Genomic DNA, 19,159 nt, shown 5'->3' with positions numbered 1-19,159 from the left:
CGTTAAATTTTACCAATTCATTTATTAACGATTTTTTGTCTTTTTTCAAAGCGATTTTTTAACATTATAGTTATATGTTCTGCTTTAAAAGCCTAAATGCAGTGTTAATGACCACAATATTCAATATGTCTGGCCTATTGTATTACCGTAGATCCATTATTGCTAACGATAGCAAGGCCTTAATGGTGTTTTCGTTACCATTCTGCAACCTCAAGTTATCAAAGTGATGCAGATCACAAATTTATAGAAATTTCTTATCGCAAAAAAACGATTAACCTGGTGAGCCGATTATTGAGCGGACAATATAAAATCATCCCGCGTTATTTCCGGCATAAAAGTGTGCAAAAAGGGCGTTTATAAGGCGGGGAGGTACAAAGGAAGCCCGAGGCTGGCCCCGGGCGAAGCGATCAGGCGTCAACCTTCTCTTTGAATTCACAGAGATCTTCGATAATGCACGAGCCACAGCGCGGCTTGCGTGCGATGCAGGTGTAGCGGCCGTGGAGAATAAGCCAGTGATGGCAGTCCACCTTAAATTCTGCCGGAACCACCTTCAGCAGTTTTTCCTCTACCTGCTCGACGTTTTTCCCGGCAGCAAACTGAGTGCGGTTACACACCCGAAAGATATGCGTATCGACGGCAATTGTCGGCCAGCCAAAGGCCGTATTCAGCACGACGTTGGCGGTTTTACGGCCTACCCCCGGCAGCGCCTCAAGCGCCGCACGATCCTCTGGAACTTCGCCACCGTGCAGGTCAAGCAGCATGCGACAGGTTTTGATCACATTCTCTGCCTTGCTGTTAAACAGACCGATGGTTTTGATGTACTCCTTTACGCCCTCCACGCCAAGCGCCAGCATCGCCGCCGGGGTATTGGCGACAGGGTAGAGCTTTGCCGTCGCCTTGTTCACGCTGACGTCGGTGGCCTGAGCCGAAAGCAGAACCGCAATCAGCAGCTCAAAAGGGCTGCTGAAGTTGAGTTCGGTTGTTGGGTGGGGATTGTTGTCTCTCAGGCGGGTGAGGATCTCAACGCGCTTGCTGTTATTCATTAAGCCTTCTCTGCATTGCCTGCTACGGCGGCGGCGCTTTCGCGAGCCCGACGTGCCTTCATTTTTTCATCAATGAGGTATTTTATCGCCAACAGCATACCCAGGCCAATAAAGGCGCCCGGCGGTAGCATGGCGAGCAGGAAAGGCGTGTCGGTATGGAAGACTTCAATGCGCAGCACTTTCGCCCAGTTGCCAAGCAGGCCGTCTGCGCCGTCAAACAGGGTACCGTTACCAATGATCTCGCGAATAGAGCCTAAAACAAACATTGCGCTGGTGGCGCCCAGCCCGGTGGCAAATCCATCCAGCGCGGCATAAGGCACGCTGGCCTTTGCCGCATAGGCTTCGGCTCGCCCGACGACAATACAGTTGGTGACGATGAGGGGGATAAAGATCCCCAGCGACTGGTAGAGCCCAAAGGCATAAGCGTTGATCAGCATCTGCACGATACTGACCACCGAGGCGATGATCAGCACGTACACCGGAATACGAATCTCTGCGGGCACCCAGCGGCGCAGGGCGGAAATTGTCCCGTTGGTCAGCGTCAGTACCAGCGTGGTTGCCAGCCCAAGCCCCAGGGCGTTGGTGGCGGTGGAGGTGACGGCCAGCAACGGGCAAAGGCCCAGCAGCTGAACCAGCGCCGAGTTATTTTTCCACAGCCCGTTTATCAGGACGCGTTTTGTTTCGCTCATTGTTGTTCTCCACAGGCCGGCAATTCATTGAGCTGCGCAGGCAGGGTTTCTGCAAACAGGCCCGCGCGCTTAACGGCATTGACTACCGCGCGCGGGGTAATGGTTGCCCCGGTAAATTGCGTGAACTGCCCGCCGTCTTTTTGGACCGCCCAGCTCGGATCGTTACTGCCCTGAATGCGTTTGTTCGCAAAGTGGGTGATCCAGTCGCTCAGGCGCAGTTCTATTTTATCCCCAAGCCCCGGCGTTTCGTGGTGTTCCGTTACGCGGGTGCCGAGAATGGTGCCGTTAAAATCGGCGGCAACCAGAATCTGTATAGCACCAGAATAGCCGTCCGGCGCGGTGGCTTCCATCACTACGGCAACGGGCTTGTCGCCTTTACGCGCCACGTAAATATGTCGGGCGCCTTTGCCGAGCGGGGAATCCTTCACCAGCAGGCAGCTGTCCTGAATAGGGTTATCGTAGACATCATCCGCAATCACCTGGTCAAACAACATTTTTTGCTGTAGCGCCGATTGCCGGGCGATTGTCGGTTTGGTGAGTTCGTTGACCAGCGCCGTCAACCCGGTAAACAGAGCGGCAAACAGCGCCAGGGCTACGCCATGCTTTTGCATTGTTTTAAACATAGCGTCTCCTTAGCGGTGGCCGTACGCGCGAGGGCGGGTGTAGTAGTCGATCAGCGGCACGGTAATATTACCCAGCAGCACGGCGAATGCCACGCCATCCGGGTAACCGCCATAAGTGCGAATCAGCCAGACCAGCAGGCCAACCAGCGCCCCGAAAATCAGCCGGCCACGGTTGGTCGTTGAGGCGGTAACCGGATCGGTCAGGATAAAGAACGCGCCGAGCATGGTCGCGCCGGAGAACAGATGCACCATCGGCGACAGGCATTTTTCCGGGGCAATAACCCAGCCGAGCGTGGCGCAGACGGCCAAAGCCGCCAGGAAGCCCGCCGGGATATGCCAGCGGATGGTGCCGCGCCACAGCAGGAACAGGCCGCCGGCCAGGTAAGCCAGGTTAACCCACTGCCAGCCGAGGCCCGCCAGCGCGCCGCCATAGATTGGCGCACTCAGAAGTTGCTCCGCGGAGTGCCCCGCATGCAGGCCGGTTTTGAAGGTGTCCAGCGGCGTGGCCTGGCTGATGCCGTCAACGCCCATGCGCAGCGTATCCATGGTTCCGCCCGTAGCGGTTGCGCCGTGGAAAATCACCTGCAGGCTGTCAACAAAACCCGGCACGTTGGCGGCGATGGACTGCGGCGGCAGCCACGAGGTCATTTGCACCGGGAAAGCAATCAACAGCACAACGTAACCAATCATCGCCGGGTTAAACGGGTTATTGCCGAGGCCGCCATAAAGCTGCTTGGCAATGATGATGGCAAACACCATCCCGACAACCACCATCCACCATGGCGCGAGAGGCGGAATACTGATCCCCAGCAACAGGCCGGTGAGCAGCGCCGAGTTATCGGCAAGGTGGTTTTGTACGGATTTTTTGCGCAGACGCAGCACCAGCGCTTCGGCGGCCATAGCGCTGACGATCCCCAGCACAACCTGAATCAGCGTTCCCCAGCCAAACCAGTACCACTGCATCGCGATGCCGGGCAGGGCGGCGAGACAAACCAGCATCATAATCCGCGCGGTGCTGCGCTGATTATGGGTAAACGGGGAGCTTGCGATTTTAAAAACCATTTATTCCTCTGGAGACATCTGAGCGGCTTTACGCGCCTGAACGCGGGCAATTGCCGCCGCCACTGCAGCTTTGCGTGGATCTTGTTCTTCTTGTGGGGCGGATTGTTCGCTGTCCGCTTTCTGCGCCGCCTTGCGCGCTTTGGCGCGGGCGATGGCCGCTTCGACGGCGGCCTTACGCGGATCAACGGCTTCTTGCTCACCGGCAGTTGGCTCAGCGCTTTCCGCGTTTTGCGCCGCCTTGCGCGCTTTGGCACGGGCGATCGCGGCTTCAACGGCAGCCTTACGCGGATCGGTTTCGGTGCTGCTCGCCGATTCTGCCTGTTGCGCTTTCTCTGCCTGGCGCGCGCGCGCTTCAGCTTTACGGGCTTCTCGGGCGGCAATCATGTCGCTATTGTCCGGCGTACTGCCGGCTTTCACCACTATAGGTTCGTCGCTGGCCTGCGCTTTTTTGCTTTTTACGCGGGCAAGGGCGGCCTGAATGGCATCATTGTCTTTCTCAGTCGGCTGAACCGCGGCATTTTTATGGCGCTCAAGGCGAGCGGCTTTCTCACGCTCCAGCCTTTCCTGACGTGCCTCAAAGCGAGCCTTAGCCTCAACGGTGCGTTTGGCTTCCAGCTCAATCTCACGGATTTCGGCCTTTTCCTGGCGGAAGTACTGCACCAGCGGAATATTGCTTGGGCAAACGTAGGCGCAGGCCCCGCATTCGATACAGTCAGACAGGTTGTAGGCGGTGGCTTTGTCATGCTGCTGGCCTTTGCTGAACCAGTACAGCTGCTGCGGCAGTAAATCGGCCGGGCAGGAGTCCGCGCAGGCGCTGCAGCGAATACAGCCTTGTTCTTCTTCCTGCTCCCCCATTTCAGCCGGCGACGGAGCCAACAGACAGTTAGTGATTTTCACTACCGGGACATCAAGCCAGGGCAGAGTGAAGCCCATTAGCGGCCCGCCCATAATCACTTTTTGATCCTGTCCTGGCCGGAAGCCTGCAAAGCTGAGCAGGTGGCTGACCGGCGTGCCCAGACGCGCCCAGACGTTGCCCGGCTGAGTTACTGATTCGCCGGTTAAGGTGACGACACGCTCGGTCAGCGGTTCGCCGTCGATGACCGCACGTTTAATGGCATACGCGGTGCCGACGTTCTGCATCAGAATGCCGATGTCGGACGAACGGCCCCCGTGTGGCACCTGCTTGCCGGTTAAAATCTGCGTCAGCTGCTTGGCGCCGCCGGACGGGTATTTCGTCGGGATGACCCGCAGCTGCATATCGTGGCTATTAGCCAGCACCGCCCGCATCATGGAGATCGCCTGCGGCTTGTTGTCCTCGATGCCAATAAGAATGCGCTGTGGCTTAAGAATATGGGCCAGAATACGCACGCCTTCGATAATTTGCGCGGCGCAATCCTGCATCAGGCGGTCGTCAGCGGTAATGTAGGGCTCGCATTCGGCGGCGTTAACGATCAGCGTGTCAATTTTATCGCCGCCGCCCTGCAGTTTGCTACCGGTTGGGAACCCGGCGCCCCCGAGCCCGGCCACGCCGAACTGGTGAATGCGTTCAATCAAGGCCTCGCGGCTCTGGCTGCGGTAGTCGCTCCAGCCCTCTAACTCAATCCAGCGGTCTTCACCGTCAGCATCAAGAATGACGCTAAGTTCGGCGAGGGCAGAGGGGTGCGCCGTTGAGTGCGGCTCAATAGCCTTAATGGTGCCGGAGGTTGGAGCGTGTACCGGCAGCATACGCCCACGCCCACGGGTCAGAGGCTGGCCGCGCAGCACATAATCACCGGGTTTGACGCACAGTTCACCTTCCGCGCCGATGTGCTGCTTCAGCGGAATCACGAGCTGGGAGGGCAGCGGAACCTGGCGCAGCGGCGTGCCGTTGGACTGGGTTTTCATCTCCGGCGGGTGAATCCCCCCGTCAAAGTCCCAAATTCTGTCTTTTTTAAAGCGATTGAAGATATTAAGCATGGTTATCCGCCGGGATCATACGCACCGGGATGGTCTGCAAATCCCATTTCCAGCTTTCGGTCGTCGGGCTGACGGGGATCAGGTCGATGCAGCGGGTAGGGCAAGGGTCGACGCAAAGGTTACAGCCTGTGCACTGGTCGGCGATCACGGTATGCATGGCGCGGGTCGCGCCTACAATCGCGTCAACGGGGCAGGCCTGAATGCATTTTGTGCAGCCGATGCAGTTTGCTTCGTCAATCACGGCGAGCATGCGCACTGGCTCTGCGGCGGTGGCGTCGCCGTCAATCGGCTGGGGCTCCACGTTCAGGGCGCTGGCTATCTTCAGCATTACGGCTTCGCCGCCCGGCGCGCAAAGGTTGATTTTCGCGCCCTGGTTGCCCACGGCCTCTGCGTAAGGACGGCAGCCTGGGTAACCGCACTGGCCGCACTGGCTCTGGGGCAGCAGTTCGTCAATGCGGTCAACAATCGGATCTTCTTCTACTTCAAAGCGGCGAGAGGCATAGCCCAGGATCAGGCCGAACAGCAGCCCCATCAGCGTGACCGAAATAATGGCCATCCACAACGTTGTCATCAGAACTTCACCAGCCCGCTAAAGCCCATAAAGGCGAGGGCCATCAGGCCTGCGGTCACCAGCGCGATAGCGTTGCCGCGAAACGGGGCTGGAATATCGGCTACAACCATACGCTCGCGAATGGCCGCGAACAGCACCATCACCAGCGAGAAACCCAGGGCGGCGGAAAAACCGTACACCGCCGACTGCAGGAAGTTATGGCCCAGGTTGATGTTGAGCAATGCCACGCCGAGTACGGCGCAGTTGGTGGTGATCAGCGGCAGGAAGATCCCCAGCAGGCGATAAAGCGCGGGGCTGGTTTTACGCACCACCATTTCGGTGAACTGCACGACAACTGCGATAACCAGGATAAACGCCAGGGTGCGCAGGTAGATCAGGTCCAGCGGCACCAGGATAAGTTCGTCAATGATCCACGCAAAAATAGAGGCGAGCGTCATCACGAAGGTGGTCGCCAGCCCCATGCCGATGGCGCTTTCCAGTTTTTTGGAAACCCCCATAAACGGACACAGACCAAGGAACTTCACCAGCACGAAGTTATTGACCAGCACGGTACCCACAAAGAGCAGCAAATAATCTGACATGATTCGACCTGAAACAAAAAAAGCCGCCTATTATCGACGAATCGGCGGGCGGCGACAACGGGCTATCTATAGGGTTATTACGGGTTAATGAAGGTCTGCTTCACTCGCTTCGAGCGCTTCAAGTAGGGCACCAGTAACGCAGCCGCAAGCAGAGAAGGCAGCAGCAACTGAACCGCGACCTTGTCGCTGACCGGCGAAAATGCGAAGGATTTAATTGCCAGCAGCACGGTGAGCAGCAGCCACAAAATATAATGACGAACCACATTCTGGCGGCGTTTAAAGAACGCGATAGTCAGCCAGAGAGTATAAGCCCACATTGCCATCGCGCAGCCAACGGACAGGCTGAACAACAGCGTTGTTTTGGCGTCTGCGCTGCCCAGCGCCTCGCGCGCTGCCGGGGACAAAATCATCATCAGGAAACTTAACAGCGCCACCGAGCTGCTGAGCAACGACATCAGTAGCCAGGCCAAAGGGGCAAGGAGCCAGCCAGCAATGCGCGGGGGTTGGGGCGTCGTCATGTGTCCTCCCGATTTTAAATAAGGTGAATAAAGCGGGGGGATTATAAGGGATTTTACCGCTAATGCTACCGGCAGCGGCTATACAACGTAACGCCAGACCGTTTTCGGCACGCATCCGAGGTCAAACAGGCGCCCGCCGGAAGCCAGTTCGGCCCTGCGGTGATCGGCCGCACGGTACATATTCATGATTTCCTGGCTGTCGGTCAGGGTGTAATTCAGGTGGTCAAAAAGCTTTTCCAGATTTTCCTGCGAGCTTATTTTGCGGAATTTCATCAGGTAGTCCAGGGCACTAAGGGATGTTGCATTTTCCATGGCGGGTATCAATTAATCACGGTCGGCGGATTGAGTGGCGATGATAATCGCAAACGCGGTCGCGGCTTAGCGCTATTATTACTCGACGGAACAATTAGGAGTTTTCTTTGCAATGGCCAGGAATATCGCGCTTTGGACGACATAAAATCACCTCAGTTTTAATGTTCCCAGGCCGTACTGGCGAAATGAAGACAGTGATTTAAAAGCCATAATAACTGTCAGGATGATTAGCAATAATGGCGGTCTCCCGCCTGGGTAATACGCAATCCAGAAACTTGCGGTTGTCGCCCGCCGGGGGATAGGGTGAAATGCCGGAGTTCATTAAAGAGAGGAAAACACATGAGTGATACCATCCGCGTCGGGCTTATCGGTTACGGCTATGCCAGTAAGACGTTTCATGCGCCGCTGATTTCCGGTACGCCAGGAATGATCCTCGCCGCAGTTTCCAGTAGCGATGCTGAAAAAGTGCACGCTGACTGGCCGGGAATGAAGGTCGTATCCGATCCTCAGCACCTGTTTAAAGATCCCGCCATCGATCTGATTGTCATTCCTACTCCAAATGATACCCACTTCCCGCTGGCCAAAGCGGCGCTAGAGGCGGGAAAACACGTCGTCGTTGATAAGCCTTTCACCGTCACGCTATCCCAGGCGCGGGAGCTGGATGCGCTGGCTAAAAAGCTTGGCCTGCTGCTGTCCGTGTTCCACAACCGCCGTTGGGATAGCGATTTTCTGACGGTGAAAAATTTGCTGGCGGAAGGGACGCTCGGCGAAGTGGCCTATTTTGAATCCCACTTTGACCGCTACCGCCCGCAGGTACGTAACCGCTGGCGTGAACAGGCGGGCGTTGGAAGCGGTATTTGGTACGATCTTGGACCGCATCTGCTTGACCAGGCCATCACCCTGTTTGGGCTGCCAGTCAGCCTGACCGTGGACCTCGCGCAGCTTCGTTCCGGGGCGCAGGCGACAGACTACTTCCATGCCGTGCTGGCTTATCCGCAGCGTCGTGTTGTGCTGCATGGTACGCTGCTGGCGGCGGCGGAAACTGCGCGTTACATCGTGCACGGCACGCGCGGCAGCTACATTAAGTACGGTCTGGATCCGCAGGAAGATCGCCTGAAAGCGGGTGAGCTGCTGCCTCAGGAAGACTGGGGTTACGATATGCGTGATGGCGTGCTAACGCTTGCCCAGGGCGAGCTAATGGACGAGCAGACGCTGCTGACCGTGCCGGGGAACTATCCGGCTTATTATGCGGGAGTGCGTGATGCTCTGGCCGGTAAAAGTGAGAATCCTGTCCCGGCAGCCCAGGCGATTCAGGTCATGGAGCTGATTGAGTTGGGCATCGAGTCCGCTAAAAAACGCGCGACGCTGAACCTTGCCTGAGAATAACCCTCACCGGGAACGGTGAGGGTTTATCCCTAGTGCAGATTATTGAAGTTGTAGGTAAACGTCAGGCTGAAGCGCACGTCCCGACGACTGCTGTCGCTGGGTAAATCAGCCAGCGGCCTGGCCGCCTCAACGGAGACGGAATAATGGCGGCTGTCGCCCACCGTTACCCCGGTTGCAATCGAGGCCAGTCTCTGGTGACGAAAGCCCGGCTGGTTGAACCAGGTCTGGGCGGTGTCGGCCACGACATAGGGCTGTACCGTGTTAATCCAGACGCCTTGATCGAGGCTATGAAGATAGCGCATTTCAACCTGCCCGCCGTAGCCGTAATCCCCGCTGGCCTCGCCGTCGGGATATCCCCGACCAAAACGCTGTGCACCGAAGCTTACGCGCTCGGCTTCGGGCAAATTATTGTTCGACCAGTCCCCCTCCAGCGACGTACTCAATCGCCATTTTGGCGCGACCAGCCACGCGGCATCGACGTTGCCCTTCCAGCGCGTAAAGTTGAGATTCGTGTTTAAGCCCGGCGTGACGCTGGCCCCAAAGGCATCAATACCTTTACGCAGGGTCAGGCGAGCACTCCAGTTGGCGGTGTCGTACTCGCGGTAGCCCCAGGCTGAAAACTCTGCCGCCGGGTAGCGAGCACGCTGGCTGACGCCGGGCAAATCAATGGTATTGCCGAAGCCGTTGGCCCGAAGCGCATAATCGTCGCGCTTATCGACATAATCCAGCCCGCCGCTGACCGAAAACTGCTTCTTGCGCTCAAGCAGCAGCGGGTAGCTGAAGGCTATTCCCCCGGTGTACTGGGTGGTTTTTTCCTTTGCGTCGATAGAAATGTTCTGCGGCAAATAAAGCAGCGGCGTGTAGTCGCTGGGATTTTCTCGATAGAAACTGCCTTTCAGCTGCATCAGCAGGCCGTTATCCATGAGGTATTGCTGATAGTTGGCCCCAAAGTAGGTCTTTTTCGTGCTGCTATCCAGCGGCACCAGCGTGGCAAGCCCCAGCTGATCGCCGTGGCTGGTAAGGTTGCTAAGCGTGCCGTTAATCAGCGCCAGATTTGAGCCTTTGCGCGTGTCTATCGTGGAGGAAATATCCCAGATATGAGGCTGGGTGGCGTCGACTTTCATATCCGCCGCACCGTAAATGTTATTGGGCAACGCGGCATTGGCTTCCACTTTTGTCGCCGGCGTGCGCTGCATCAGCAGGCTGTAGCGGTCAAACGTCGCCTGACTGAGGGGTTTTTCATTCATCATTAGCGCCGACAAGCGGCTTAAGCGTTCGCCCGTATTCGCGTTATCGCTTTTGATGTTGCTGTGCGCGATATAGCCTTCAACCAGCACAATACGCACCGTGCCATCATGGAAATTGTCGCTCGGCAGGTAAGCGTAGGACAGCGGCAGGCCATCCTGCTGATAGCGCTGGGTGATGGCGTTGGTTAACGTTATCAGCTGGGCCAGCGGGACTGTTTTGCCGACCAGCGGCATAAACGGCTGAGCCAGCGAGTCAAGTTTATAGCGCGTGCCGCCAATAAACTGCAGATGTTTCACCGCGATCGGCGTCTGCGGGGTTAGCTGCGGCACCGGTAGCGCGGTTTTCACCTCTGCCCGTTTTTGCGGGGCGGCCGGTATTGCAAGAGAACGTGCGGCTTTAGCGGGGTTATTGGGGTCGATAAGCGTGGGTGACATATCGGCGTAGCTGATACTCAGTGTGGCTCCGTACAGCAGCAGTATACCCAGACGATTGTCCATGATGAGCTCCCTTAACTGCGCAGCGAAGAAAATGCTGTGAAAAAAGTGCTCCCGCCGTTACCACGGGAGCACATGTGCCCGACAGGCACTATTTGGTTTTCAAAAGCCCGCCGACCGCGCCGGTAAGCCCGACCTGCTGCCCTGAGCTGGTGTTACTTCCCGTGGCGCTGGCGTTAACGTTGGTGGTTAACGAAGACGTCAGCCCGCTAACGGTGGTACCAAGGTTGGTTACCAGGCCGTTACCTCCGACGCCGACCGAGCCGGAAGCACCCGCTGAAACTGAGCCTGAGCTCCCGCTCCCGCTGGTTTGCACCGGTTTCACCAGCGCGCCGCTGTCCGTCACAACCTGCCCGGTATTCTGGACTACCTGCCCGACGCCACCCAGAGATGGGTTGCTGCCGCTTATATTCGAGCCCAGACCGCTAACGGCTCCCCCTGTGGTGGTCAGCAGGTTACTCACAGGCGTACCCAGCCCGGTGGCGCCGCCCACGGCCTGGGTGGCTTTCTGCGTATCTGAAAGGGTGGTGTTAACCAGCCCCGTTGCGCCAGTTGTCAGGTTGGCTACCCCAGGGCTTTGCACCGTCTGGGTGAGGGCATTCCCCGTACCGGTTACGACTTGCCCCGCAGTATTAACCAGTCCACCTGCTGCGCCGGTTAGCCCGCTGGCGGGGGTATTGGCCGTGGAGCTTGCCAGATTTGATCCAACGGCCGAGACCGTGGTTCCCAGGCCCGATACGGCATTCGTCGCGCCAGTTACCGTGGTGCCCACCCCATTAGGGTTGTTCGCATTGCCAAGGCCGTTTACTACGCCATTACCGACGGTTGAAATGGCGCTGCCGGTACCGCCCGCGGCTACGGCAACCGTCGAGGTGACCGGATTGTTCACCGGCAACTGAGAAGCCACGCCGCTGACCGTGCTGCCAACGCCGCTCACGACGCCGCCGGCATCACCGATAATGTTATTACCCGCACTATTCGCGACGGTTGTTCCGCCACCCGTACCGCCACCAGTACCCGTTCCTCCGCCAGTGCCGGTGCCTGTCCCGCCACCCGTACCCGTTCCTCCGCCAGTGCCGGTGCCTGTCCCGCCACCTGTGCCCGTTCCTCCGCCAGCGCCCGTGTCTGTACCACCTCCCGAGCCCGTTCCTCCTCCGGAACCATTACTGCCTGAGCCGCTACCGCCGTTGCTTGCGGTGTCTGTGCCGGTGGTACCGGCAGACCCGGCCGTTTTCGCCGTATTGTGCGAACTCCCGCCGCCGCCGCTACAGGCGGACAGGGAGAAGGCAAGAAGTACCGCCATCGCAATAGCGCTGAGGCGGCCAATGTTATTTGAGCGCATAGCAATACTCCACTATTAGCACGCCGGACGGCGTATTAATAAGTGTATGGCGTATTTTAATCACCGCCACATCACGGGGCTTATAATATGGATTTAAATTTCCAAATGGGATTTTTGTCGTGTTTTTAGATTTTTAAATCGAATGTCACTGCTATTAATGTTTTTATTATCATTAGGTTATGTTTTTACCAAAAGGTAAAAACATTTTTATGGGAATTGGCTTGATTTACCCGAAATTGTCTTCTTTAAATAGCTTTAAAATTAAGCCGTGCTGTATTCATATTTTCGTTTTAGTTACGCTTAATTGATGCCGTTTCGCTTTAAGAAAAAACGATGTAAACCCATTGTGCATTTTTTAGAAGTTTGCAGAATTGTTAACTCGCCAGCGCGGCCGATTTGTTGCAAAGTAACAGCCATATTGATGTCTGGCAGGTAGAGGAACGGGATGGGTTGGCTACAAAAACTAAAAATTGATAATTTTTTACTGATAATGATTGGCGTGGTGATCGTTGCGTCGCTGTTCCCGTGCGAAGGGATAGTGAAAACCGGGTTTGAATACCTGACGACGTTTGCCATCGCGCTGCTGTTCTTTATGCATGGGGCGAAACTCTCCCGCGATGCCATTGTGGCGGGCATGGGGCACTGGAAACTTCACCTGGTGGTGTTTCTCAGTACGTTTGCGCTGTTCCCGCTGCTGGGGCTGGCAATGGGCTTTCTCTCTCCGGCTATTCTGAGTCAGCCGCTGTATATGGGCTTCCTCTATCTTTGTGCACTCCCTGCGACTGTGCAGTCGGCCATCGCCTTTACTTCCGTTGCCGGAGGCAATGTGGCGGCGGCGGTGTGTAGCGCTTCTGCATCCAGCATCCTGGGGATCTTCCTCTCGCCGGTTCTGGTCGGGGCGCTGATGCAGACTCAGGAGGGAGCCACCGACACGCTGCATGCTATTGGCAAAATCATTATGCAACTGATGGTGCCGTTTGTTATCGGGCACCTTTCCCGACCGCTGATTGGCAAATGGGTGGATCGTCATAAAAAGCTGATTGGCCTGACCGACAGATCGTCTATTCTGCTGGTGGTCTATGTGGCGTTTAGCGAAGCGGTCGTCGAAGGCATTTGGCATCAGGTTAACGGTTTCTCGCTGCTGATGGTGCTGGTTTGCTCTCTGGTGCTGCTGACGATTGTGCTGGTGGTGAATACGCTGGCGTCGCGGCTGCTGGGCTTTAATACGGCTGACGAAATTACCATAGTGTTCTGCGGGTCGAAGAAAAGTCTGGCTAACGGCGTGCCGATGGCCAATGTGCTGTTTCCCGCCAGCGCGGTGGGGATGATGGTGCTGCCATTAATGATTTTCCACCAAATCCAGCTGATGGTTTGTGCCGTCCTGGCTCAGCGCTATGCCCGCAAAACTGCGGAACAAAAACGACAGCTGGAATCCGCGTCCTGACGCCAGCTGCCGGTATTTTTACGCCGCCTTAACCTTAGCGACAAGCGCCTGTTTTTCGGCTTCGCTCAGGAACGCAATCTTCAGGCCATTTTCCTGCGCGGTGCGAATGTGCGCCGCGCTGAGGCCGGCCTGAGGTGCCGCGACGTTATACTCATGAATAATATCGATGCCCTGAACCGCCGGGTCATCGGTATTGATCGTGGCCAGCACGCCGCGATCGAGGAAGGCGATCAGCGGGTGTTTGTCCAGGGCCGCAACGGTGCTGGTCTGAATATTCGACGTCAGGCAGGATTCAATGCCGATTTTATGCTCGGCCAGGAAATCCATCAGCGCCGGATCTTCAACCGCTTTTACGCCGTGGCCGATACGCTCGGCGCCCAGCTCGCGGATAGCCTGCCAGATGCTTTCTGGCCCGGCAGCTTCCCCGGCATGCACGGTGATCCGCCAGCCAGCGTCCCGCGCACGATTAAAGTGATTCAGGAACAGGCTGCCCGGGAAACCGAGTTCGTCTCCGGCTAAGTCCAGGGCGGTAATGCTGTCGCGATGGGCGAGCAGGGCATTCAGTTCTGCTTCACAGGCCGCTTCACCAAAGGTACGGCTCATAATGCCGATCAGACGGGCTTCAACGCCAAAGTCCCGACAGCCCTGGCGTACACCTTCAATGACGGCTTCAACCACGCCGGCGACCGGCAGGTTATGGCTCATCGCCATATAGCCCGGCGAGAAGCGCAGTTCCACATAGTGCAGGCCGTTGCGGGCGGCATCTTCAATATTTTCCCAGGCGACGCGACGGCAGGCTTCGAGAGAGCCCAGTACTTTCACGCCCCAGTCCAGCTTCTGCAGGAAGCTGACCAGATCGGGTGCAGTTTCAACGACCTGAACGTGAGGGCGCAGGGTTTCGAGGGTGTTGGCAGGTAAAGATAAATTAAACTGGCGGCCGAGATCGAGGATGGTTTGCGCACGAATATTGCCATCAAGGTGGCGGTGCAAATCGGTTAACGGCAGGGTGGTATCAATCATGGTCGCACTCTTTTTTTGATTAAAGTGCGACGTATTATAAAAAGAAATGGAGGGCAATTGCTACGGCTGTCAGCATTTTGTTGCGCAAACGTCCCTGTCGCGCTGTTCACCGACAAATACTTATTGCAGGGTCAGTTTGTAGCCCAGATGACTGGCCTCAAAACCCAGATGGTCATAAAAACGGTGCGCATCCGTGCGTGTTTTATCGGTTGTGAGCTGCACGAGGTGGCAGCCTCGTTTCTGGCACTGTTCTACAGCCCAGGTAAACATCTGTTTGCCAAATCCTGTGCCTCTGTGCGAGCGCGCAATACGCACCGCTTCAATTTGTCCTCGCCATGCCCCTTTCCGCGCTAAGCCTTGAATAAAGGTCAGCTGTAGCGTCCCGATCACCTCATCTCCCGATACCGCCACGGCAAGCAGCTGATTTGGATCGGCATCGATCGAATGAAAAGCAGCAATATAACGCTGATCTAAGGGCTGACTGGGATCCTCTCTCAGGCGACCCAGGACGTCGTCGGCTAACAGGGCGATAATGGCGGGCACGTCGGCAAGCTGCGCTTTTCGAAAGAGTATTTCGGTCATTGACTGGCTTCCATCAGGAGAGGGAGAAACGCTTGAGCCGGTAAATATTATCACAGCCAGCTTTCGGGGCTGGCTGTTTTTTGTCCCTATAACGATTTGTTTGTAAGCATATTTAAATAAATAATCTCGTTTTATCAGCCGGTTTCGCGCAAGGAGGCTTCGCCTTGTTTTATTGCGCAGGTGGCGATAAACGTCGGCATAAACCGATCAATTAAGAAACGCGGGTTGGGTTGTTTATCTTCATAAAATCCTGTGAGCAGGAAGCCCGCCTCAAGCTGGCCGCCGATCTGTTCGTCCAGAGAGTGGCCAAAGACGACGGCTTCCCCCCGCGCCCGTTTCGCCGCCAGCTCTTCAGGCGTTAAATCATCGACGTCGGAATAGGGCAGACTGAATCTGGGGCGAATAACCCCCTGTTCAGCGTAGTGTGCCGCGCGATCGCCAATAAAAACGACCGGATTAAAAAAGCTGGATATCAGTTTTCCGCCTTTCGCTAAAATCCGGTAGCAGCCGCGCCAGACGGGGCGAATATCTGGCACGTACTGGTTTGATATTGGGTGGATAATGTAGTCAAAGCTTTCATCAGCGAAACGGGAGAGATCGCGCATATCTCCCTGGGCGAAAGTCAGCGTCAGATTGTCCCGTCGCGCAACAAACCGGTCTTTATTGAGCTGCTCCTGAGAGAGGTCAAATACGGTTACGTCCGCCCCGGCAGCGGCGAGCACAGGCGCCTGCTGGCCCCCGGCCGATGCCAGGCAGAGAATACGTTTCCCCTGCACGTTTGGCAGCCAGCTGGCGGGCAGCCTGCCTGGGGTTAAATGAATCTGCCACTCGCTGCGGCGAGCTTGAGCGATGATGTCGCTGCCGACAGGCTGCGACCATTCGCACTGCTGGCGGGCAAGGGCATCCCATGCGGCGCGGTTGTGCGCGAGTATGTCGGAAGAAGGGGTAAAAGTATCAGGCATCTTATTTTCCTCTTGGGAGTGAAAAGCAGAGCCAGGGAATACCGAACGGCGGCAAGATGTGTGGCAGAAACCACAGCCGAAACTGCAAAAATAAACAGCAATGCGTATTCACACTGGCATAAGTCAGTAAGCGAGCGCATTAGTTGTTCATTTCGTTGCAAACCTCGGGAAGGATTTAACAGGAATTTGAGTCTAGCCCCCGTCGCCAGGGCTGTCAACGGGCCGACCGCCGGGGGCCAGACTACTCACCTTCAGGCTCTGGAGCCGTCGCCCCTGAGCCGGGACTTAATCCCTGCGCAATGGGGCCTGAAACAACTCATGCTGCATGGCGCTGATATTTTCTACCCAACTCAGCGGCTGCCCCTGCCGGCTGTCTTCAATGTCCGCATAGCGCGGCGTTGAGAGCGAAAAGTCGAGATTGGCTCGCATCCAGTGGGCCATGCCTTCAACGTACCGGCGAATGGTTTCCCGCTGGGCCTGCTTGAGCGGGGACTCTTCCAGCAGGGTTTCAAGCCGCTGGCGCGTGGCAATAAAGAGATTCTGCCTGTCGAGAACAAACCGATAAATACTGGCCACCGCTTCCTCACGGCTGCAGCCCACATTTTCCTGCCAGACCAGCACCAGGTTATTCACGTCGCCTCGTGACCGCTCCTTCTCGAAGGAGAAGAGGTCATTACTCATGCAGATGACGTCGATAGTGCAATTTTTTAGCAATTGCAATTCGAGGCTGTCGGCAACGATGGCCGGAATTTCGTCGTTGAGGCAAAACTCAATGATGTCCAGCACCACGCGCACGGCCCCGGTATCGCGGCGAATCTCAATAAAAGTCAGCACGCCGGGTAAAGCCTCTTCGCTTCTGGCCGTGACCTCCCAGCGCAACGAACTGAGATAGTTACGAATATTCTGGCTAAAGCGCCGCCGCTGCTCCGCGCTCAGGCGTCGGGCATATTCCTGCCAGAGCGAGACAAAAGCGCGTTCGACCGGGCTTTGAGGCAGGATTTTCGCTTCCTCGTCCGAAAGGGCAAGCTTCAGCAGGCGGTCGAGAATAAAATCGGCCTGCGCTTTCTGGTGCCCCAGGCAGCACTCATCCAGCTGATCGTCAAATAAAAAGAGCCATACCAGCCAGTTAATGGCGATCTTAAGGTCGTACGGCGTTGCGTTGGGGTAAGCCCTGGCGGTGAGCTGTGAAAACCCTGAGCGATCAAGGCGCTCGATGGCCTGTTCCCCCTGGACTAAGCCCATCTCCAGTAGCCAGCGGCGGGATTCCGCCCAGCTGCTATCGTGGCTGAGGTTCAGATGGGTGGTAAAAGGACAATAAAATTCGGGCAGGCGAAGTGCGCTCATCGTTATTTTCTCAAAAACAGTCGGGATCAGGATACGGAAGAGAGGAGTTGGTTATGCCAGCTTTCGGGGCGTAACGAGCGGGACTTTTCCATGATAGTGATAAACCAGGCCGCGAACGTTTCTGGCCGTCTGGCAAGCTGCCGCTGAATACTTTCCAGCCTCAGCCACTGCCAGCTTTCCACTTCCGCCGGGTTAGCGCGCGGCTGCCCGCTAAATAGCCCGATGTAGAGATGATCAAATTCATGCTCCACCATCGTGGGGGAAACCGCTACGCGATAGGTAATATTCCCGACCGGGAGCAGGGCGCAGTCAAACCCCATCTCCTCTTTTAATCTGCGCCGCGCGCCGTCTACGCTCGTTTCTCCCGGGCGGGGATGACCACAGCAGGTGTTGGCCCACAGGCCCCCCGAATGATATTTACTTTTTGCCCGACGCTGGAGCAGCAGCTCTCCCGCCGGGTTAAAAATAAAAACTGAAAAAGCACGATGCAGGAGCCCCTCAAGATGGGTGGCTATCTTTTCGCCTTCCCCTATTGGCCTGTCCTGGCTGTCCACCAGGATCATTTTCTCTGTCGACATCTATTTATCTTCCTTTCAGCCCCTTTCGGGGCCGGCGTGTTTCTCGAGGCTAGCGGGGCTTAACGACCAGCAGGGTATGGAATCCCGGCGTTTTAATTCGCTGCTCAAGGCGTAAATCCGCCTGTTCAAGCAAATGCCGATACTCCGCCTCGCTGCGCTCGCGCCCGTTAAGGAAGGTTAGCATTACCAGGTCCAGGAATTTTGCATAGTCGGGCTGGTTATCGCCGGCAAGCAAATGTTCGAAGATCAACAGTTGTGCGTCGGCATGCATCGCCCGGCGGCAGTTACGCAGGATCTGCAGGGCCTGTTCGTCTGACCAGTCATGCAGGACATGGCGCAGAATATAGGTATCCGCTCCGGCAGGGATGCCACTAAAAAAGTCTCCTGCCTGCCAGGTCAGGCGAGGATTAAGTCCGCCGGTTTGCCTGTCGATCTGAGTAATTACCTCGGGCAAATCAAACAGCGTGCCGGTCAGGTGTGGATTTGCATCGAGAATTCCGGACAAAAACTTACCCAGTCCGCTGCCTATGTCGAACAGTTGTCCAGAGGCACTGAAATCAAAGGCCGCGAGCGCATCGTCAAGGCCCGAAGCCGAATAGGAGGTCATGGCACGGGCAAAAATATCTCTGGCCTCCGCGTCCTGGCCCAGGTAATCAAAAAAGGGCTGGCCATAGATTTTATCGAATACGGGGCCGTCCGCCGCCAGGGCCACATCCAGTTGCTCAAAACAGCGGTTAACCTGCGCCGATCCCATAAAGCAGGCCCAGCCGTGCAAAGAGTCCGGCCGCTCGCTGTGCAGCGTGGCGCTCAGCGGCGTGTTGCGATATCCCTCTTCGGTTTCAAAAAAAATCCCGCAGCTGGCAAGGGCCCGCAGCAAACGTTTTAGCGCCTGGGGCCGGCAGCCGCTTTGCCGGGCAAGCACTTCCAGACTCAGGGTCTGTTCACCCAGAGTATCGGCCAGCTTCAGCCGGGCTGCGGCGGTGATGGCATGGACCAGCAGAGATTGCATCCCCAGCAGAGCTAACAGACTGTTCCGTGGCGTGTTATGCATAGGATCGTGGTGCTGCTCTGGCGACGGGTTGCCGGCGGCGAGAGTGGGAGTAAGCGTGTGGCTCATACAGAATAGACCTGACAGCGTGCAATAATCGTGGGGGAATGGCCGGCTAATGACAAAATGCATTAATCCGGGCCGTATTATCGGCTTATCCTTGCGGGGTACGGATCCTGACTGCAGACTGCGCCGCGATAAAAACAATTTAAAAAGAGTTGGTTACAGGGCTTTGTCGGCGCTGGAGACAAGCTATATCAGGCCTTATCGGGCAGGTAATAGCGTTTGTTTATGGCTTGAGGTAAGTCGCAGAATTGCGCAGGAAGTTCCGGTTAGATGAACATAAAACATTCATC

At 56.4% G+C, this 19,159-nt stretch carries 19 protein-coding genes; 2 read left to right on the top strand and 17 right to left on the bottom strand.

Annotation, left to right across the window (positions count from 1 at the left end; translation table 11 throughout):
* Positions 1 to 407 precede the first annotated feature (407 nt).
* From nth to ydgT, 9 genes are all read right to left on the bottom strand, one after another.
* Entirely contained in the window at positions 408 to 1,043 is a 636-nt protein-coding gene (gene nth, locus F3J29_RS07885) for an endonuclease III (RefSeq protein WP_166864683.1), read from the bottom strand.
* On the bottom strand, positions 1,043 to 1,732 hold the full coding sequence (locus F3J29_RS07880) for an electron transport complex subunit E (protein WP_166864680.1): 690 nt from the start codon (positions 1,730 to 1,732) through the stop codon (positions 1,043 to 1,045). Before F3J29_RS07880 ends, nth begins: the two co-directional genes overlap by 1 nt.
* Entirely contained in the window at positions 1,729 to 2,355 is a 627-nt protein-coding gene (rsxG, locus tag F3J29_RS07875; protein ID WP_166864678.1) for an electron transport complex subunit RsxG, read from the bottom strand. The genes F3J29_RS07880 and rsxG overlap by 4 nt, the downstream gene beginning before the upstream one ends.
* 9 nt (positions 2,356 to 2,364) lie before the next feature.
* A complete protein-coding gene (rsxD, locus tag F3J29_RS07870; RefSeq protein ID WP_166864675.1) occupies positions 2,365 to 3,417 on the bottom strand; it encodes an electron transport complex subunit RsxD in 1,053 nt (350 codons plus the stop codon).
* Positions 3,418 to 5,373: an electron transport complex subunit RsxC gene (gene rsxC, locus F3J29_RS07865; RefSeq protein WP_166864672.1), complete on the bottom strand. Its 1,956-nt coding sequence runs from the start codon at positions 5,371 to 5,373 to the stop codon at positions 3,418 to 3,420.
* The gene (rsxB, locus tag F3J29_RS07860; protein ID WP_166864668.1) at positions 5,366 to 5,944 is read right to left on the bottom strand and encodes an electron transport complex subunit RsxB; all 579 of its coding nucleotides are present in this window, start codon (positions 5,942 to 5,944) and stop codon (positions 5,366 to 5,368) included. The genes rsxC and rsxB overlap by 8 nt, the downstream gene beginning before the upstream one ends.
* Positions 5,944 to 6,525, bottom strand: a complete 582-nt coding sequence (gene rsxA, locus F3J29_RS07855; RefSeq protein ID WP_008456422.1) for an electron transport complex subunit RsxA — start codon at positions 6,523 to 6,525, stop codon at positions 5,944 to 5,946. Before rsxA ends, rsxB begins: the two co-directional genes overlap by 1 nt.
* Before the next feature lie 77 nt (positions 6,526 to 6,602).
* Positions 6,603 to 7,043, bottom strand: a complete 441-nt coding sequence (locus tag F3J29_RS07850) for a DUF2569 family protein (protein ID WP_039302439.1) — start codon at positions 7,041 to 7,043, stop codon at positions 6,603 to 6,605.
* Positions 7,044 to 7,121: 78 nt separating this feature from the next.
* Entirely contained in the window at positions 7,122 to 7,355 is a 234-nt protein-coding gene (gene ydgT, locus F3J29_RS07845; protein ID WP_166864665.1) for a transcription modulator YdgT, read from the bottom strand.
* Between the two features lie 339 nt (positions 7,356 to 7,694).
* Between ydgT and F3J29_RS07840 the strand changes: the two genes are divergently transcribed.
* A complete protein-coding gene (locus tag F3J29_RS07840; RefSeq protein WP_166864662.1) occupies positions 7,695 to 8,735 on the top strand; it encodes an oxidoreductase in 1,041 nt (346 codons plus the stop codon).
* Between the two features lie 35 nt (positions 8,736 to 8,770).
* Here the strand turns inward: F3J29_RS07840 and F3J29_RS07835 are convergent, their stop codons facing one another.
* Positions 8,771 to 10,486 carry a ShlB/FhaC/HecB family hemolysin secretion/activation protein gene (locus F3J29_RS07835; protein ID WP_166864659.1) on the bottom strand — a complete coding sequence of 572 codons (1,716 nt, stop codon included), beginning with the start codon at positions 10,484 to 10,486 and terminating at the stop codon, positions 8,771 to 8,773.
* Positions 10,487 to 10,574: 88 nt separating this feature from the next.
* Positions 10,575 to 11,825, bottom strand: a complete 1,251-nt coding sequence (locus tag F3J29_RS07830; protein WP_205246658.1) for a collagen-like triple helix repeat-containing protein — start codon at positions 11,823 to 11,825, stop codon at positions 10,575 to 10,577.
* 445 nt (positions 11,826 to 12,270) lie between these two features.
* On the opposite strand from F3J29_RS07830, the gene F3J29_RS07825 reads away from it, so the two are divergent.
* Positions 12,271 to 13,269 carry a bile acid:sodium symporter family protein gene (locus tag F3J29_RS07825; protein WP_166864656.1) on the top strand — a complete coding sequence of 333 codons (999 nt, stop codon included), beginning with the start codon at positions 12,271 to 12,273 and terminating at the stop codon, positions 13,267 to 13,269.
* 18 nt (positions 13,270 to 13,287) lie between these two features.
* On the opposite strand, the gene add is transcribed toward F3J29_RS07825, so the two are convergent.
* The 6 genes from add to F3J29_RS07795 form a co-directional block, all read right to left on the bottom strand.
* Complete coding sequence (gene add, locus F3J29_RS07820; protein WP_166864654.1) at positions 13,288 to 14,289, bottom strand: adenosine deaminase; 1,002 nt, start codon at positions 14,287 to 14,289, stop codon at positions 13,288 to 13,290.
* Between the two features lie 120 nt (positions 14,290 to 14,409).
* Positions 14,410 to 14,871, bottom strand: coding sequence for a GNAT family N-acetyltransferase (locus F3J29_RS07815; protein ID WP_166864652.1), 462 nt, complete (start codon positions 14,869 to 14,871; stop codon positions 14,410 to 14,412).
* A gap of 134 nt (positions 14,872 to 15,005) precedes the next feature.
* Positions 15,006 to 15,833 (bottom strand): class I SAM-dependent methyltransferase, encoded by an 828-nt coding sequence (locus F3J29_RS07810; RefSeq protein ID WP_166864650.1) that lies wholly within the window; start codon positions 15,831 to 15,833, stop codon positions 15,006 to 15,008.
* A 285-nt stretch (positions 15,834 to 16,118) separates the two neighbouring features.
* The gene (locus F3J29_RS07805; protein ID WP_166864647.1) at positions 16,119 to 17,177 is read right to left on the bottom strand and encodes a terpene synthase family protein; all 1,059 of its coding nucleotides are present in this window, start codon (positions 17,175 to 17,177) and stop codon (positions 16,119 to 16,121) included.
* 26 nt (positions 17,178 to 17,203) lie between these two features.
* A complete protein-coding gene (gene idi, locus F3J29_RS07800; RefSeq protein WP_166864645.1) occupies positions 17,204 to 17,755 on the bottom strand; it encodes an isopentenyl-diphosphate Delta-isomerase in 552 nt (183 codons plus the stop codon).
* A 49-nt stretch (positions 17,756 to 17,804) separates the two neighbouring features.
* A complete protein-coding gene (locus tag F3J29_RS07795; RefSeq protein ID WP_166864643.1) occupies positions 17,805 to 18,872 on the bottom strand; it encodes a methyltransferase in 1,068 nt (355 codons plus the stop codon).
* Between the last annotated feature and the right edge of the window lie 287 nt (positions 18,873 to 19,159).

It is taken from the genome of Enterobacter sp. Cy-643, from assembly GCF_011752815.1.
Lineage (GTDB): Bacteria > Pseudomonadota > Gammaproteobacteria > Enterobacterales > Enterobacteriaceae > Cedecea.
The sequence above is the reverse complement of the archived record's forward strand: the minus strand, read 5'-3'. Positions and strand labels throughout refer to the sequence as shown.

What these genes read in the sequence shown, in the direction of transcription:
- nth (WP_166864683.1), bottom strand. Translation starts at nt 1,043, where the DNA reads ATGAATAACAGCAAGCGCGTTGAGATCCTCACCCGCCTGAGAGACAAC.
- F3J29_RS07880 (WP_166864680.1), bottom strand. Translation starts at nt 1,732, where the DNA reads ATGAGCGAAACAAAACGCGTCCTGATAAACGGGCTGTGGAAAAATAAC.
- rsxG (WP_166864678.1), bottom strand. Translation starts at nt 2,355, where the DNA reads ATGTTTAAAACAATGCAAAAGCATGGCGTAGCCCTGGCGCTGTTTGCC.
- rsxD (WP_166864675.1), bottom strand. Translation starts at nt 3,417, where the DNA reads ATGGTTTTTAAAATCGCAAGCTCCCCGTTTACCCATAATCAGCGCAGC.
- rsxC (WP_166864672.1), bottom strand. Translation starts at nt 5,373, where the DNA reads ATGCTTAATATCTTCAATCGCTTTAAAAAAGACAGAATTTGGGACTTT.
- rsxB (WP_166864668.1), bottom strand. Translation starts at nt 5,944, where the DNA reads ATGACAACGTTGTGGATGGCCATTATTTCGGTCACGCTGATGGGGCTG.
- rsxA (WP_008456422.1), bottom strand. Translation starts at nt 6,525, where the DNA reads ATGTCAGATTATTTGCTGCTCTTTGTGGGTACCGTGCTGGTCAATAAC.
- F3J29_RS07850 (WP_039302439.1), bottom strand. Translation starts at nt 7,043, where the DNA reads ATGACGACGCCCCAACCCCCGCGCATTGCTGGCTGGCTCCTTGCCCCT.
- ydgT (WP_166864665.1), bottom strand. Translation starts at nt 7,355, where the DNA reads ATGGAAAATGCAACATCCCTTAGTGCCCTGGACTACCTGATGAAATTC.
- F3J29_RS07840 (WP_166864662.1), top strand. Translation starts at nt 7,695, where the DNA reads ATGAGTGATACCATCCGCGTCGGGCTTATCGGTTACGGCTATGCCAGT.
- F3J29_RS07835 (WP_166864659.1), bottom strand. Translation starts at nt 10,486, where the DNA reads ATGGACAATCGTCTGGGTATACTGCTGCTGTACGGAGCCACACTGAGT.
- F3J29_RS07830 (WP_205246658.1), bottom strand. Translation starts at nt 11,825, where the DNA reads ATGCGCTCAAATAACATTGGCCGCCTCAGCGCTATTGCGATGGCGGTA.
- F3J29_RS07825 (WP_166864656.1), top strand. Translation starts at nt 12,271, where the DNA reads ATGGGTTGGCTACAAAAACTAAAAATTGATAATTTTTTACTGATAATG.
- add (WP_166864654.1), bottom strand. Translation starts at nt 14,289, where the DNA reads ATGATTGATACCACCCTGCCGTTAACCGATTTGCACCGCCACCTTGAT.
- F3J29_RS07815 (WP_166864652.1), bottom strand. Translation starts at nt 14,871, where the DNA reads ATGACCGAAATACTCTTTCGAAAAGCGCAGCTTGCCGACGTGCCCGCC.
- F3J29_RS07810 (WP_166864650.1), bottom strand. Translation starts at nt 15,833, where the DNA reads ATGCCTGATACTTTTACCCCTTCTTCCGACATACTCGCGCACAACCGC.
- F3J29_RS07805 (WP_166864647.1), bottom strand. Translation starts at nt 17,177, where the DNA reads ATGAGCGCACTTCGCCTGCCCGAATTTTATTGTCCTTTTACCACCCAT.
- idi (WP_166864645.1), bottom strand. Translation starts at nt 17,755, where the DNA reads ATGTCGACAGAGAAAATGATCCTGGTGGACAGCCAGGACAGGCCAATA.
- F3J29_RS07795 (WP_166864643.1), bottom strand. Translation starts at nt 18,872, where the DNA reads ATGAGCCACACGCTTACTCCCACTCTCGCCGCCGGCAACCCGTCGCCA.